The sequence below is a fragment of the Pectobacterium polonicum genome, from assembly GCF_005497185.1.
Lineage (GTDB): Bacteria > Pseudomonadota > Gammaproteobacteria > Enterobacterales > Enterobacteriaceae > Pectobacterium > Pectobacterium polonicum.
Genome location: NZ_RJTN01000019.1, coordinates 33,714 through 48,797, shown reverse-complemented (window position 1 = coordinate 48,797; position 15,084 = coordinate 33,714). Strand labels below are relative to the sequence as shown.

Genomic DNA, 15,084 nt, shown 5'->3' with positions numbered 1-15,084 from the left:
TCTCTTTAGGGGGATCATGAAAACGTCATAAAGCGGTGAGGGCTGATTACACTACACCGCATAAGTGGGGGATCAGGCCGCAGGGCCTTTGCTAACGGAATCGCGGATGATTAATGTGCCTTTGAAGGCAGGAGCTGGCACAGCGGTTTCCCCCTCTAGCCGACACAGCAGCTTCTCAAGGGTGTAGTTGATCATCTCGGCGACGGGCACATGCACGGTAGTCAGCGGCGGATAGAACCAGGATGCCATCGGTAAATCATCGAACCCCAGCAGCGAGACATCCTGCGGAATCGCAAGGCCGTGTTCACGCAGCGCTTTTGCCGCGCCAATCGCCATGTCGTCATTGCTGGCGACCAGCGCACTGAAGGAGGCCGCTCTTTGAAGCAGTGCTTTTGCTGCCGTATAGCCGCTGTCATGGGTCCAGTCGCCTGGCGCAACCAGCCTGTCATTATAGGGAATCCCGTTGTCCACTAACGCCTGTCGATAGCCTGCCAGTCGGCTTGTGCCGGTGGGGGAGTTTGACGATCCGCAGATAAACGCGATATCACGGTGACCCTCTGCGATTAGGTAATTGACAGCATCATAGCTGTGTTGCTGGTGATCGGTGCAGATACCGTTATCACTGTGTTGATGCAGTGTGCGGTTCACGACCATGATCGGCTGTTCATGCTGTTTGATAATACTTTCCAACGCGTCGATAGAAAGAAAACGTGGGTAAATAATGACGGCATCGCAGCGTAAATCGAGCAGGAACTGGATCGCTTCCCGTTCTTCTTCCGCGCTGTGTTTGCCATCTGCCATGATGAGTTGGCGGCCATATTTTTCCGTCATGGTTGCCGTCTGGAACAGTAATTCGCTGAAATAGGGGCCGCTGTACAGCGTGTTGGTCACAACCAAACCAATAATTTGCGATTTGCTTGTAGCGAGCTGGCGCGCTAGCAGGTTGGGTCGGTAGCCAATCTCTTCAATGGCCTGAAATACCCGATCTCGCGTGGTTTTACTGACATAGTTATTCCCTGTCAGCACGCGTGATACGGTTGCCTTGGATACACCGGCTTTTTTCGCGACATCGAGCATGGTTACCATCGTACTTTCCCGTTCTCCTGTACTGACTTATGTCGCCATTATAGGGAAAACTCTCCTTTTTTATCACCAATAACAAGTATAGGGATAAAAATATGCCTCGGTTGCGCTATTTATGATCGCCTTCAAAAAATAGTAAAAACAATATGAAACCGGTTGCATATTATTTTATGTCTTGCTTGAATAATAAAAAAACGGACGGTGAGGTGCAGTATGAATAAAATTTTACTCTGTTGCGCAGCAGGAATGTCTACCAGCATGCTGGTACAGCGAATGGAAAAGGTCGCCGAGCAAAAAGCGATCGCTGTTGAGATAAAAGCCGTGGGTTTTGAAGAGTTTAATGAATTGATTGATGAATATGACTGCTGCCTTTTGGGGCCGCAAATCAAATATAAACTGCCTGAATTCAAGGCGATAGCCGATGAAAAAGAGAAACCAATCGCGGTAATTAATATGGTTGATTACGGCATGATGAATGGGGAAAAAGTCCTCAACGATGCCTTGGCGATGATTGCATAGCATAGCGGGAGGAATAATGAGTAAATTAAGCGAGTCATTATTCAGCGTTATCGAAAACCGTATTAGCCCCATTGCGGCAAAACTCTCTAGTCAGCGCCATGTTGTAGCCATTAAGGATGGCTTCATTGCCTCCATGCCTTTTTTAATTGTCGGTTCTTTTATGATGTTATTCGCCCATCCGCCTTTTAGCCCGAATAGTGAATGGGCTTTTGCGCAGTGGTGGCTGGGAATGGTGGAACGCCACAGCGAACAAATCATGATGCCTTACAATATGACGATGGGCATTATGGCGGTGTATATCACCAGTGCCATCGCTTATAACCTGGCACAGAGCTATAAAATGAACGGTTTTATGGCCGCCAGTCTGGCGCTGATGTCGTTTATGGTGGTGGCGGCTCCACAAATCGATAAAAGCCTGCCCGTTGGGTCGTTGGGCGGCGAGGGAATTTTCACCGCGATTATCGTGGCAATCTACTCGACGGAGCTGATGCACTTTTTGCAGAAGCGCAATATTGGTATTCGCCTGCCGGAACAGGTGCCGCCGAAAATCCGTCAGTCTTTCGATCTGCTGATCCCGATTCTTGCCATCTTCCTGACGCTTTTCCCGCTTAGCCTGTTTATGCAGAACCAGTTCGGTATGTTGTTACCGCAGGCGATTATGGCGATCTTTGCACCGATTATCTCGGCATCAGACTCGCTTCCCGCGATCCTGATCGCGGTACTGCTCTGCCACCTGCTGTGGTTTGCCGGGATTCACGGTGCCGTTATTGTCGGCGGTATTTTGCAGGCGTTCTGGCTGACCAACTTAGGGATCAATCAGGAAGCGTTTAACGCGGGCGCACCGATCACCAAAATTTTTATTGAACCCTTCTGGCAGTTCTTCATTACGGTGGGCGGCTCGGGAGCGACCATGGGGCTGGTCTTTCTCTATCTGCGCAGCCGCTCTGCCCACCTGCGTTCTATCGGCAAGCTGGCCGTGGTGCCGAGTATGTTCAACATCAACGAGCCGGTGATTTTTGGTTCACCCGTTGTCATGAACCCGCTGCTGTTTATCCCGTTTATTACCGCACCGTTGGTGAACGCCACAATCGCCTATATCGCGTTAAAAACCGATTTGGTGCACCGCGTGATTTCTCTCGCCCCCTGGACAACGCCGGGCCCGATTGGCGCAGCCTGGTCTACGGGGTGGGACTGGCGCGCGGTGGTGCTGGTGGGGGTACTGATTATCGTGTCGTCCTTAATTTATTACCCCTTCTTCAAAATGTATGAACGCCAACTGATCGCACAGGAAGTGGGTACAGCAGAGGAGGTCGTGAGTGATGCTCGATGAAACGACAGTGATGGAACTGATTATCTATGCGGGAGAGGCGCGCTCCAGTTCGATGGAAGCGCTGAGCGCCGCCAGAAAATACGATTGGGACAAGGCTGAAGAACTGCTGAATATGGCTTCCGTTGCGGCACGCAAAGCCCATCAAATTCAGACGGCCTTGATTGGCGCCGATGAGGGCAGCGGAAAGATCCCGGTCAACCTGATTCTGGTTCACGCGCAAGATCACCTGATGAACGCGATGCTATGCCGTGAACTGGTGGAGGAACTGATTCAGCTTCATCGGGAAATCTCTGCTCTGAAACAATCTATCCATGAAACTGCGTGTAAATGAATAACGTGTAAACCTGAAATGAGAAGGAAATAAGATGTCTATTGAACAATTACCGAAAGACTTTCTGTGGGGCGGCGCGGTAGCGGCGCATCAAGTTGAAGGTGGTTGGGATCAAAGTGGCAAAGGCGTCAGCATTTGCGATGTTTTGTCCGGTGGGGCGCACGGCGTTGACCGTGTGATTACCGATGGTGTACAGCCTGGTGTCAGTTATCCAAACCATCAGGCAGTGGAATTCTATTCACACTATAAGCAGGATATCGCCCTGTTCGCCGAGATGGGCTTTAAATGCTTCCGCACCTCGATTGCCTGGACGCGTATTTTCCCCAATGGCGATGAGCTGGAGCCGAATGAAGCGGGTCTGCAATTTTATGACGACCTGTTCGATGAACTGCTGAAGTACAACATTGAACCCGTGATTACGCTGTCTCACTTTGAGATGCCACATCACCTGGTCAAACAGTACGGCGGCTGGCTGAACCGCAAAGTAGTCGATTTTTTTGTGCGCTACAGCGAAGTGGTCATGAAGCGTTACCAGTCCAAAGTGAAATACTGGATGACCTTCAATGAGATCAACAACCAGCGTAACTGGCAGTATCCGCTGTTTGGCTACTGCTGTTCCGGTGTGATTTTTACCGATCACGATAAGCCGGAGCAGGCGATGTACCAAACGCTGCACCACCAGTTTGTCGCCAGTGCGAAAGTGGTGAAGCTGGGTCATGAGATTAACCCGGATTTCAAAATTGGCTGCATGCTGGCGCTGGTGCCACTCTATCCGTGGTCATGCCACCCGGATGACGTGATGTTTGCGCAGGAAGCGATGCGTGAGCGCCACCTGTTCGGTGACGTACAGCTGCGTGGTTATTATCCGTCTTACATCCTGAAAGAGTGGGCGCGTAAAGGCTATCAGATTGATATGCAGCCGGAAGACGAACAGACACTGCGCGATGGCTGCACGGACTATCTGGGCTTTAGCTACTACATGAGTAACGCGGTGCAGCTGGCGGCGAAAGGTCGGAAAACGGAAGACGCGATTGCTGGTTTTGACGGCGGCGTGAAAAACCCGCATGTGAAAGCGTCGGAATGGGGCTGGCAGATCGACCCGGTCGGCCTGCGCTATACGCTGAACAGTTTTTACGAGCGTTATCAGAAACCGATGTTCATCGTCGAAAACGGCTTTGGTGCGGTAGATAAGGTGGAAGCCGACGGTAGCATTAATGATGATTACCGTATCGAGTACCTCAAAGCGCATATCGATCAGATGAAGAAAGCCGTCGTAGAAGACGGTGTGGAACTGATGGGTTATACCCCATGGGGTTGCATCGACTGTGTGTCGTTCACCACCGGTCAGTACAGTAAACGTTACGGTTTCATCTACGTAGATAAACACGATGATGGCACTGGCACCTTCAAGCGCTCGAAGAAAAAGAGCTTTGACTGGTATAAGAAAGTGATCGCCAGCAACGGCGCCGAGCTATAACAGCGATTGCAGGAAACGTTGGTCACAGGGCCGTGCTTAACCGCACGGCTTTTTACGTTGCATGTCATACGCCTGTCACCCTGCCGTATTTCACTAACGACTTCATCGCTGAATCGCGTTAGCATGAAAACAGATAACTTGATGCTGGAAAAATTATGTCTGTAAAACTGATCGCTATCGATATGGACGGGACGTTACTGACGCCCCAAAATCAAATTTCACCTGCGGTAAAAGCCGCGATTGCTGCTGCCAGAGAGAAAGGCGTGCAGGTTGTGCTGGCTACCGGTCGCCCTTACATCGGCGTCGAGCGCTACCTGATGGAGTTAGATTTACAGCAGGAAGGCTGTTACTGCATCACCAACAACGGTGCACTGGTGCAGCGCACGGTCAACGGTGAGTGTGTGGCGCAAACCGCATTGAGCTTCGACGATTATCGCTATTTCGAAGCGCTAGCCTGCAAACTGGGCGTCCATTTTCACGCGCTGGACTTCAATTTCGTCTATACCGCCAATAAAGACATCAGCCCTTACACCATTCACGAATCTCACCTGACCGGGATGCCGTTGAAGTATCGTGCGGTAGAAGAAATGGATCGCAGCCTGACGTTCCCGAAAGTGATGATGATTGATGAACCAGAGATTCTGGATCGCGCCATCAGCCAGTTGCCAGCGGAAGCCTTTGAACGCTATACCATCATGAAGAGCGCCGAATACTATCTGGAAATTCTGGATAAGCGCGTCAACAAAGGTGAAGGCGTGAAGATGCTAGCGGAACACCTCGGTATTCCACGCGAAAGCGTTATGACGCTGGGCGACCAGCAGAACGATCTGGCCATGATTCGCTATGCGGGCATCGGCGTCGCGATGGGGAACGCCATCGATGAAGTGAAAGAAGCCAGCCAGTTTGTCACCAAAACTAACATGGAAGATGGCGTCGCCTACGCGATTGAGAAATTCGTTCTTAATGCCTGATTAGGGATAGATAAAACCGAATAGCCATCAATGATGGCTATTTCATGACTAATTATTCTCACGATATTTTATGTCATGGTTTTTAATGGTAGCCAGTCAAAAAACACTAAAATTAAATACTGTTTAATAAAATCAAATATGGTATTAATTTCAATTTTAGATTGAGCTGTTTTATCATTTTCTCTTGCTATTTATGTGGTGTATGATTTCCTTTAGAAAAATAATTTAATCTAAACTAACAAGGATAGTGTATATGTCACACCTCATTTATCTCACCTTAGAAGGTGATCAGCAGGGGTTAATTTCCTCTGGATGTTCGACGGTTAATTCTATTGGCAACCGTTATCAATCTGGGCATGAGAATCAAATTCAAGTCTTAGGGTTAAACCATACAATAACGAGGGAAGAGAATATATCGCATCATCCTATACAACTCATTAAACCTATAGATAAGTCGTCTCCATTACTCGGCGTGTCAGTGACATCAAATGAAAAACTAACGGCAAATTTTTTCTTCTATCGAACCAATATGGCAGGGCAATTAGAAGTATTCTACGAGTTAATATTGACTGATGCGCGAATTGTATCTGTTTCCTCATCATATCCTAACTCAATAAATAATAATGATTCTATTCCTTATGAGGAAGTCATGCTGAAGTATGCCAGTATATCTTGGTCGCATAAAATAGCAGGCACATCGGGCTATAGCATTTGGAATTAGAGAGCTGATTATGAGCGATATAACTGATGAAACATCACTAATAACGGATGGTAAATTAACATTTAACTCTGAAGGAAATAATGTAAAAGGCTCAAAATATTATAGTAGGGTTATTCACTATCCAGAAAGAGGTGGGTTGTCGGGTGTGACCATTGGCCGAGGATACGATATGGGGAAAAGAACACGACAAGAAATTTATTCGGATTTAACGATGGCTGGAATTTCTCAGGAAAAAGCCACTACAATATCTCATTCAGCAAGACTGATAGGATCTCAAGCTAAAGAATTTGTTAGGGTGAATAAGGATAAAGTTGGAGAAATAACAGAGCAACAGCAGATTTCTTTATTTAAATACACGTATAGAAGTTATGTAATAAGAGCGAGATCGGCATACAATCAAAAGACAAAAGATATGCGGGAAAAGCCTGACTGGGAAGAGCTTCAGCCTGCGATAAGGGATATCTTGATTGATGTCGTATACCAAGGCTATAGGGGGGATACAATAATGTTGGCAGCAACAACGAATAACATAGATGATATCATTTCTTTAATAATGAACTCATCTGAGCTTAGAAGGGATGAAAATAGCAGGAATAGGGTGAAGTATCTAAACGAAAGCAGGACTAGATGATGATTATAAAAAAAATATTTTTCATTTTTTTTCTTCTATTTCCATTTTTTTTAAATGCAAAAACGACTGACGATTATCTGAACGAGAGTAAAATGGGAATATGCAAAAAAATGATAGAGGAGGGAGAAATTAGCGTGTATGAATGTGCTTATTTAATGGTGAAAGATTCTGATAAAAAACTCAATAAAAGATTGTCAGAAAGAACTTTAGAATTAGTTAAAATAAATGACAACGACATCATCAAGGCATTCAAGAAGCATCAACGTTCATGGGAGAAATATAAAAAGGACAGATGTGCATACGTAACATCAGGAACTGAAAAAGATAGCATGGCGTATCAATTTAATTTAGCTCTCTGTAATGCAACGGAAAACTACCGAAGAATCGAGACGTTGGAAGATGAACCTGGGTTTCCATAATGGGCATTTTAAATTTTCAAGTTTCCAGCATGGTACGGCCAATAACTATTTCAACGCCAAACTCGCCGCGAGTTTTTCTTTCATCACCTGAGTGATGTGATTCACCACTTGGCTGCGAGGAATTTGGGGGGGATATACCGCGCAATACGCCATTTTTATATCGGGGTTGAATGGTTTTACGATAACGGGCGAAGGGCTGTTCAGCGCGGTAATAAAATCCACCACGCCGATGCCGACATTTCTTGATGCCAGCACGCAGCAGCTAACCATCGAGGTTTCGATAGGGTTGTGCAGATAGATTTGCTCTTTTCTGGCTGAAATATCGATTTGCGCCCGCAGCGGTGTGGTTCTGCCGGGCAAAATAGCGCGGGTGTTGGCCAGATCGGCCAGCGTAACTTCATCGGCCGTGGCGAGGGGGTGATCCACCGCTAACACCGCGACAGCACTGGCATCCGCCAGTGGTTCAGCTTCCAGCCCTTTGATACCCGTCTGGCCAAAAATAAACCCAACGTCATAGTGATTTTCAGCAATCGCGTCCGTAATTCGGCTGCTGCTTTCGATGTCTAAAAACAGGGAAAGATCGGGGTATTTCTTGAGTAAGGTAGGGAGAACCTGGTCTGAGCAAAGAAACGAGAGCGCCTGAACGGCGGCGATGCGCAGGACGCTGCCTTTAGCGTGGCGAATTTCATCGGCAATTAGCCCGATGTGATCCAACCCCAAATAAAGACGTTCAACTTCCCGATACAGCTTCATTGCCTCGGCGCGTGGGATCAGGCCGCGTCCGTCTCTATCAAACAGCTTCAGATTCAGTGCGTCTTCAAAGTCCTTAATGAGTCGGCTGACGGCGGGCTGGGTGATGTACATCATGTTGGCGGCAGCGGTGATGCCTCCGGTGAGGATGACTTTATGGAAGGCTTCAACCTGACGGGGATTGATACGCATGCTAGTCACCTTAAAACATAACATTTAGTTATCAATTTAACACAAAATGCAATTTTTCATTATCCAATCTGACGCATAGACTCACAATCATAAGATTTAATACACTTCATTAGTACTCAATCATGGAATAGAGGGTTAGTGAATGAAGAAATCAACGCTGGCGTTATTGTTTACCGTTTTATTTTCATCTTCATCTTTGGTTTATAGCGCGGACCTGAATATCGGTTTGGCTTCCTCCACCACATCAATGGACCCGCAGTTTTATGTGGGTGGAGCGAATAGCGCAATGGCGCGCAATATTTTTGACGGTTTGGTTGTACAGGATGAAAAACAGCAGATTGCACCTGCCCTGGCAACCAGTTGGAAAGTGATTGACGACAAGACGTGGGAATTTACCTTGCGTTCTGGCGTTAAGTTTCACGACGGCAGTGATTTTACGGCTAAAGATGTGATTGCCAGCATTAAGCGTGTTGCGCTGGCATCAAAAAACAGCCCAAGTTCTTACGCACCTTACGTCAGCGACATTGCTGAAGTAATAGAAGTGAATCCATTAACGGTGCGGATAAAGACAAAAGAGGCTTCGCCGCTGCTGCTGAATAATTTAAGTCGGGTTTCCATTTTGCCCGCCCGACTTGAGAACGTCCCGACGGAAACGTTGAATTCAGGAAAAGATGTGATTGGTACAGGGCCATTCAAATTTGTTTCTTGGGTGCCGGACGACCGGGTAGTCCTTAGTCGTAATGATGATTACTGGGGAGGAAAAGCAGAGTGGGACAACGTAACTGTCCGTGTATTTAAAAACAGTAGTGCACGTGTAGCAGCCGTATTATCCGGTGATGTGGACATGATTGAAAACGTTCCAACAGCCGACAGCAGTAATATTGAAAAAAATCAGCAGTTAAAAACGATTTCAACACCAGGGAATCGTGTTATTTACCTTCACATGGACCAGCAGCGAGAAGAATCACCGTTCGCCAAAGGTCCTGATGGTAAAAACCCATTACTAAAAAAAGAAGTACGTCAGGCGATGTCTTTAGCACTTAATCGCCAGGCAATCGTTGACCGTGTGATGGAGGGGCAGGCTGTTGTTGCCTCTCAGCTTGTACCGAAGGGGTATCTCGGGTATTCCGCTTCCATTCCTGCGCCGGTTTACAGTCCGGAGAAAGCCAAACAGGAACTGGCGGCGGCGGGTTACCCCGACGGCTTCACGCTGACCTTCCACGCGTCGAACGATCGTTATCCTAATGATTCTAAAATTGCTCAGGCCATTGGCCAAATGTTCACACGCGTCGGCATCAAAACCGAAGTGGTTACGATGCCCGGCAGTGTGTACTTCTCACGCGCCTCTCGCCAAGAATTCAGTTTGATTATGGGCGGAGCCGCGATTGAAACCGGGGAAGCTTCTGGTGTATTGGGGCCATTGCTAGAAACCTTTGGCCCCAATGCAGGACAGGGGAATCGTGGTCGCTATTCCAATCCTGTCTTTGATAAAACGCTGAACGAAGCGCGTGCCACGTTGGATGATACCAAGCGAGATGCGCTGCTGGCTGAGGCAATGAACATCGGCATGAACGATCTGGGGGTGATTCCGGTGATGTTCTTGTCCAACACCTGGGCGATGAAAAAGCAGTATACCTACGTAGGCCGTTCCGATGCCTACACGCTGCCGTACTTTGTCCGTTCCGCGAAATAGTCACCTTTCATTTATGATTCAAATAAGGGGTGAGCATTCACCCCTTATCTATCCGTAACAAGGAGAACGGAGTGAATACATTTAGCGGTGTTTTTCCCTATCTGGTGTCCCCCGTCAAGCCTGATGGTCAGGTCGATAAACCTGTGCTGGCACAGCTCACCGAGCATCTGATTCAGTGTGGCGTACATGGCGTGGTGCCATTGGGCAGTACCGGTGAATTTGCCTATCTCTCTGCGGCTCAGCGTCTCGATGTGGTTAAAACGGTGATCGAGACGACGGCTGGCCGGGTGCCGGTTATCGCGGGAGTGGCGTCAACAACCATTCAGGATGCCGTTGAGCAAACGAAACGCTACGTTGAATTGGGTGCCGATGGCATTCTCGCGGTGCTGGAAGCCTATTTCCCGTTGAACGATGACGGCGTCGAACAGTATTTCCGTGCCATTGCCGAGGCTGCACAGGGCAAACCGGTGGTGCTTTATACTAATCCTCAGTTCCAACGCTCCGATTTGAGTTTGCCCGTCATCGAACGCCTCAGCTATGTCAGTAATATCCTCTATATCAAAGATGCGTCGACCAATACCGGGCGTTTGCTATCCATCATTGAACGTACTCGTGGCCGGATGGAGGTGTTTTCTGCGTCCGCGCATATTCCTGCCTGTGTGATGCTGATTGGCGGTGTCGGTTGGATGGCGGGTCCTGCATGTATCGTCCCCAAACAGAGTCTTGCTTTGTATGAAGCTGCCCATGCGGGAGACTGGAACAGAGCAATGGAGCTTCAGCGTCCGCTGTGGCGCATCAATGAAATCTTTGCTCGTTATTCCATTGCTGGTTGTATTAAAGCGGCGCTGCAATTGCAGGGATTTGCGGTGGGCGATCCGTTGCTGCCTCAGCAGCCATTGGATGAAAAAGCACGTAAGGAGATTGCAGACGTTCTGGCGTCTGTCGGTGCCCTTTAACACGTTTTGTCCTGACACTTGAATTACTTAGAGTATGGATGTTGTTATTTTTAACGCGATAGCCGTGCGGGCTTTCTGCACTTTGAAATCTGTCAGTACCGATTAAAAAAGAGAAAAGGGATAACCATAGGATGAGCGCCCTACCTATTATTATTGATTGCGATCCGGGGATCGATGACGCGATTGCGTTATTAAGTGCATTTGTGGCTCCTGAGCTGGATATTCGCGGTATTTGCGCGGTGTGTGGCAACCAGCCAGTGGAAAAGACGGTGCGTAATGCACTGCAAATTGTTGAACTGGGCCAGCGAACGGATATTCCGGTCTTCGCCGGGTGTCACCGCCCGCTGTTACGTGAACCGATCCACGGCCAGTTTCATGGTGAAAGTGGATTAGGTCAGACCGTGCTGCCCGTGCCGCAAAAGCAGGCAGAATCGCAGCACGCGGTGAATTTTATTATCGAACAGTGCCAGCAGGCGATTGCCAATGGCAAGCCCATTACGCTGTGTACGCTCGGGCCATTAACCAATGTGGCGACAGCGTTGCGTATGGTGCCTGCGATTGCCAGCGGTATTGAACGCATCGTGATGATGGGCGGCGCGTATCGGGAAGCGGGTAACCGCAGCCTGACGTCTGAATTTAATATGATCGCCGATCCACAGGCGGCAAAAGTGGTATTTGATTCGTCGATTTCCATTGTCGCACTCCCGCTGGATGTCACGCATCGGGTGATTTTGACGCCGGAATTGGTCGCGCGTTTCATTGCGCTCTCTGGGCGTATTTCCGGCCCGCTGGGCGAAATGATGGCGTTTTGGGATCGCAACGATATTCGTCGCTATGGCTCACGCGGTGGCCCGTTACACGATCCGTTGGTGATCGCCTGGGTTCTGGCGCCACACTGTTTCACGACGGAAAAAGCCAGCGTCTATATTGAGCAGGATAGCGAGCTGTGTATGGGGCAAACCGTTGCTGACTGGTACGGAAAAACCGCGCGTCAGCCGAATGTGGATGTGGTGACGGGAGTGGATGCCAAACAGGTGGTTGAACTGTTTGCTGACCTACTGAGCCGCTATGGGAAGGGGGCCTGATATGGTGCGAGAACGCATTATTATTGATACCGATCCCGGTGTTGACGATGCTATAGCCATTTGGCTGGCCTTGGCTTCACCTGAACTGGACGTGCTCGGTATCACCGCCGTGGCGGGTAATGTCCCGCTTGAAGCGACGCTGGCGAATGCCTGCAAAGTCGTTGGCCTGACGGGTCGAACCGATGTGCCGATTTTTGCGGGTGCATCGCACCCGCTGATCCGTGAGCAGGTGTTTGGTAAATATGCGCATATCGGTGCATTTTCCCCTGAGTGGGTGCCAGATAGCACACTGTTGCCGGAGCAGGAACACGCCGTCGATTTTCTGGTGCGAACGACGCGCCAGGCCGCAGCTGACAATAATCCGATCACGCTGTGTTCGATAGGGCCGATGACGAATGTGGCATTGGCGCTGCGTTTTCATCCTGATGTGGCGCGCGGCATCAAACAGATTGTGTCCATGAGCTGTGCCTTTACCGCGTTGGGCAATCGTGTGCCATGGGCCGATTTTAATGTTTATGCCGATCCCCATGCGGCGGATATCGTCTTTTCCTCCGGTGTTCCCCTTGTCATCATGCCGTTGGATATGACGTTTCAGGCGCTGATTCAGGCTGAACAGGTTGATGAGATTGAGCGCAGCGGCGGTGAACCGGGCAAGGCGATGGCGGCGCTATTGCGCACGTTCGATCGTAATGAAGTGGCACGTTTTGGTCGTGAAGGTGGTCCGATTCATGATGCGACCGTCATTTCATGGCTGCTAAAACCCGAGCTGTTCCAATCGGCGTCTGCGCGTGTGGGCGTGGAAGTCACCGGCAAAACGGCGGGCTACGTGTTTGCCGATTTTTATCACAAACTGGATGAGCCGGATAATGCGCTGGTCATGCGGGAAATCGACGAACAAGGGTTTCTCGGCCTGATTGCCGATCGCCTGCGCCGCTATGGTTCTGAAACAATAATGGGTTCTGAAACAATAATGGGTTCAGAAGCAATAACGAGCCCTGAAGCACTAAACGGTTCTGAGGAGCGCTAATGATAGCCTACCTGCTAAGCCGCATCGGACAAACGCTGCTGACGCTGGCTGTGATGTCGGTGCTGGTGTTTGTGGGTGTCTATCTGGTCGGTAATCCGGTCGATATGCTGTTGGGCGCGACAGCCACGCCAGCGGAACGGCTGGCGGTGATTCAGTCCTTCGGTCTGGATAAGCCCGTCTGGGAACAGTACGGACTGTTTGTCTGGAACGCTTTTCAGGGCGACATGGGCAAGTCTTTTATCTTTAACCAACCCGCGCTGACGCTGATTTTTCAGCGCATGCCTGCCACGCTCGAACTGGCGATGGTAGCATTCGTGATGGCGTTGGTTGTCGGTATCCCGCTGGGGATTTACGCGGGTCTAAAGCCGGACAGCGCGGTGTCCAAATCCATCATGACCTTCTCCATTCTGGGCTTTAGTCTGCCCACGTTCTGGATCGGGTTGGTGATGATCATGTTGTTCAGCGTGAAGCTCGGCTGGCTGCCCTCATCGGGTCGAGGGGATACTCACGATCTGTTCGGTATCCCATTCAGCTTTCTCACCCGCGATGGTCTCGAACACCTGCTTTTGCCCGCGTTTAATCTCGCACTGTTTAAGATCTCGCTGGTCATTCGCCTGATGCGGGCGGGCGTGATGGAGTGCCTTCAGCAGGATTATGTGCAATTTGCTCGTGCGAAGGGGCTGTCGGAAACCCGCATTGTGCTGGTTCATGTGCTGCGCAACACGCTGATTCCACTGATTACCGTGCTGGGGCTGGAACTGGGATCGCTGATCGCGTTCGCCGTCGTCACGGAAACGATTTACGCCTGGCCGGGCATGGGTAAGTTGATTATCGACGCGATCGCCGTGCTCGACCGTCCGGTTATCCTGGCTTACCTGATGATTACCGTCGTGATGTTCAGCGTGATCAACCTACTGGTGGATTTACTGTACGTGTTGGTCGATCCGCGCGTGCGGCTGGGAGGAGACAAGGGATGACGGGGAATACCATACATCAGCCCACGGTCGTGAAAAAAGCATCGCATCCGGTGGTGCGCGTCATGATGGCGCTGGTTAACGATCGGTTGGCGCTGTGTGGGCTGATCATGCTGGCGATTTTTGTGCTGCTGGCATTATTTGCCCCGCTTCTGTCGCCGCAGAACCCCTACGATCTCATGCAGCTCGACATCATGGATGGCCGACTGGTGCCAGGTTCCTCCAGTATGGCGGGCATGACGTACTGGCTGGGGACGGACGATCAGGGGCGCGACCTGTTCAGCGCCATTCTTTACGGCACCCGCATCAGCCTGATGGTCGGCTTTTCCAGTGCGGTACTCGCGCTGTTGATTGGTGCCTCGCTGGGGCTGATTAGCGCCTACGTCGGAGGAAAAACGGATGCGACGATCATGCGCATCGTGGATATCCAGCTCAGCTTCCCGCCGATCCTGATTGCGTTGATCCTGCTGGCGGTGCTAGGGCAAGGGGTCGATAAGATCATTATGGCGCTGGTGGTGACTCAGTGGGCGTACTACGCGCGCACGATTCGCGGTTCGGCGCTGGTGGAACGTCGCCGCAGCTACGTGGACGCCGCGCGCAGTATGGCGTTGTCCAACCGCCGTATTCTGTTTCGCCATATTTTACCGAACTGTCTGGCTCCGCTGATCGTTGTCGCTACGATGCGCATCGCCTACGCCATCATGCTGGAGGCCACGCTCTCGTTTCTGGGCATCGGACTGCCCGTAACGGAACCGTCGCTGGGGCTGCTGATCTCGAACGGTTTTGAGTACCTGATGTCAGGCGATTATTGGATCAGCTTCTTTCCAGGGCTGACGCTATTGCTGCTGATTGTGGCGATCAATCTGGTGGGGGATGCGCTGCGCGACATCCTCAATCCACGGAATTAACCAGTGGGAACGCCCGT

The 15,084-nt window shown here is 50.1% G+C and carries 16 protein-coding genes; 14 read left to right on the top strand and 2 right to left on the bottom strand.

Annotated features, from left to right (window positions below; genetic code table 11):
- Positions 1–72 precede the first annotated feature (72 nt).
- Positions 73–1,086: a LacI family DNA-binding transcriptional regulator gene (locus EDI29_RS17160; protein WP_137741855.1), complete on the bottom strand. Its 1,014-nt coding sequence runs from the start codon at positions 1,084–1,086 to the stop codon at positions 73–75.
- 210 nt (positions 1,087–1,296) lie between these two features.
- Between EDI29_RS17160 and EDI29_RS17155 the strand changes: the two genes are divergently transcribed.
- The 8 genes from EDI29_RS17155 (at position 1,297) to EDI29_RS17120 (ending at position 7,482) form a co-directional block, all read left to right on the top strand.
- Positions 1,297–1,602 carry a PTS sugar transporter subunit IIB gene (locus EDI29_RS17155; protein ID WP_107168577.1) on the top strand — a complete coding sequence of 102 codons (306 nt, stop codon included), beginning with the start codon at positions 1,297–1,299 and terminating at the stop codon, positions 1,600–1,602.
- Between the two features lie 16 nt (positions 1,603–1,618).
- The gene (locus EDI29_RS17150; protein ID WP_137741854.1) at positions 1,619–2,932 is read left to right on the top strand and encodes a PTS sugar transporter subunit IIC; all 1,314 of its coding nucleotides are present in this window, start codon (positions 1,619–1,621) and stop codon (positions 2,930–2,932) included.
- Positions 2,922–3,263, top strand: coding sequence for a PTS lactose/cellobiose transporter subunit IIA (locus tag EDI29_RS17145; protein ID WP_137741890.1), 342 nt, complete (start codon positions 2,922–2,924; stop codon positions 3,261–3,263). Before EDI29_RS17150 ends, EDI29_RS17145 begins: the two co-directional genes overlap by 11 nt.
- A gap of 34 nt (positions 3,264–3,297) precedes the next feature.
- Positions 3,298–4,740 (top strand): 6-phospho-beta-glucosidase, encoded by a 1,443-nt coding sequence (locus tag EDI29_RS17140; protein ID WP_137741853.1) that lies wholly within the window; start codon positions 3,298–3,300, stop codon positions 4,738–4,740.
- 155 nt (positions 4,741–4,895) lie between these two features.
- Positions 4,896–5,711 (top strand): sugar-phosphatase, encoded by an 816-nt coding sequence (yidA, locus tag EDI29_RS17135; RefSeq protein WP_137741852.1) that lies wholly within the window; start codon positions 4,896–4,898, stop codon positions 5,709–5,711.
- A gap of 253 nt (positions 5,712–5,964) precedes the next feature.
- A complete protein-coding gene (locus EDI29_RS17130) occupies positions 5,965–6,432 on the top strand; it encodes an Hcp family type VI secretion system effector (RefSeq protein ID WP_137741851.1) in 468 nt (155 codons plus the stop codon).
- Positions 6,433–6,442: 10 nt separating this feature from the next.
- Positions 6,443–7,063 (top strand): pesticin C-terminus-like muramidase, encoded by a 621-nt coding sequence (locus tag EDI29_RS17125; protein ID WP_137741850.1) that lies wholly within the window; start codon positions 6,443–6,445, stop codon positions 7,061–7,063.
- Positions 7,060–7,482, top strand: coding sequence for a lysozyme inhibitor LprI family protein (locus EDI29_RS17120; protein WP_137741849.1), 423 nt, complete (start codon positions 7,060–7,062; stop codon positions 7,480–7,482). The genes EDI29_RS17125 and EDI29_RS17120 overlap by 4 nt, the downstream gene beginning before the upstream one ends.
- Before the next feature lie 45 nt (positions 7,483–7,527).
- Here the strand turns inward: EDI29_RS17120 and EDI29_RS17115 are convergent, their stop codons facing one another.
- A complete protein-coding gene (locus tag EDI29_RS17115) occupies positions 7,528–8,424 on the bottom strand; it encodes a LysR family transcriptional regulator (RefSeq protein ID WP_137741848.1) in 897 nt (298 codons plus the stop codon).
- A 142-nt stretch (positions 8,425–8,566) separates the two neighbouring features.
- Here EDI29_RS17115 and EDI29_RS17110 point away from each other — a divergent pair, with 142 nt between their 5' ends.
- From EDI29_RS17110 to EDI29_RS17085, 6 genes are all read left to right on the top strand, one after another.
- Positions 8,567–10,117, top strand: coding sequence for an ABC transporter substrate-binding protein (locus EDI29_RS17110; protein WP_137741847.1), 1,551 nt, complete (start codon positions 8,567–8,569; stop codon positions 10,115–10,117).
- Between the two features lie 71 nt (positions 10,118–10,188).
- A complete protein-coding gene (locus tag EDI29_RS17105) occupies positions 10,189–11,073 on the top strand; it encodes a dihydrodipicolinate synthase family protein (RefSeq protein WP_137741846.1) in 885 nt (294 codons plus the stop codon).
- 131 nt (positions 11,074–11,204) lie between these two features.
- Positions 11,205–12,158 carry a nucleoside hydrolase gene (locus tag EDI29_RS17100; RefSeq protein WP_137741845.1) on the top strand — a complete coding sequence of 318 codons (954 nt, stop codon included), beginning with the start codon at positions 11,205–11,207 and terminating at the stop codon, positions 12,156–12,158.
- Position 12,159: 1 nt separating this feature from the next.
- Positions 12,160–13,185, top strand: coding sequence for a nucleoside hydrolase (locus EDI29_RS17095; protein WP_137741844.1), 1,026 nt, complete (start codon positions 12,160–12,162; stop codon positions 13,183–13,185).
- Entirely contained in the window at positions 13,185–14,162 is a 978-nt protein-coding gene (locus EDI29_RS17090) for an ABC transporter permease (protein WP_005976707.1), read from the top strand. Before EDI29_RS17095 ends, EDI29_RS17090 begins: the two co-directional genes overlap by 1 nt.
- Complete coding sequence (locus tag EDI29_RS17085; RefSeq protein ID WP_137741843.1) at positions 14,159–15,067, top strand: ABC transporter permease; 909 nt, start codon at positions 14,159–14,161, stop codon at positions 15,065–15,067. The genes EDI29_RS17090 and EDI29_RS17085 overlap by 4 nt, the downstream gene beginning before the upstream one ends.
- The last annotated feature ends 17 nt before the right edge of the window (positions 15,068–15,084 follow it).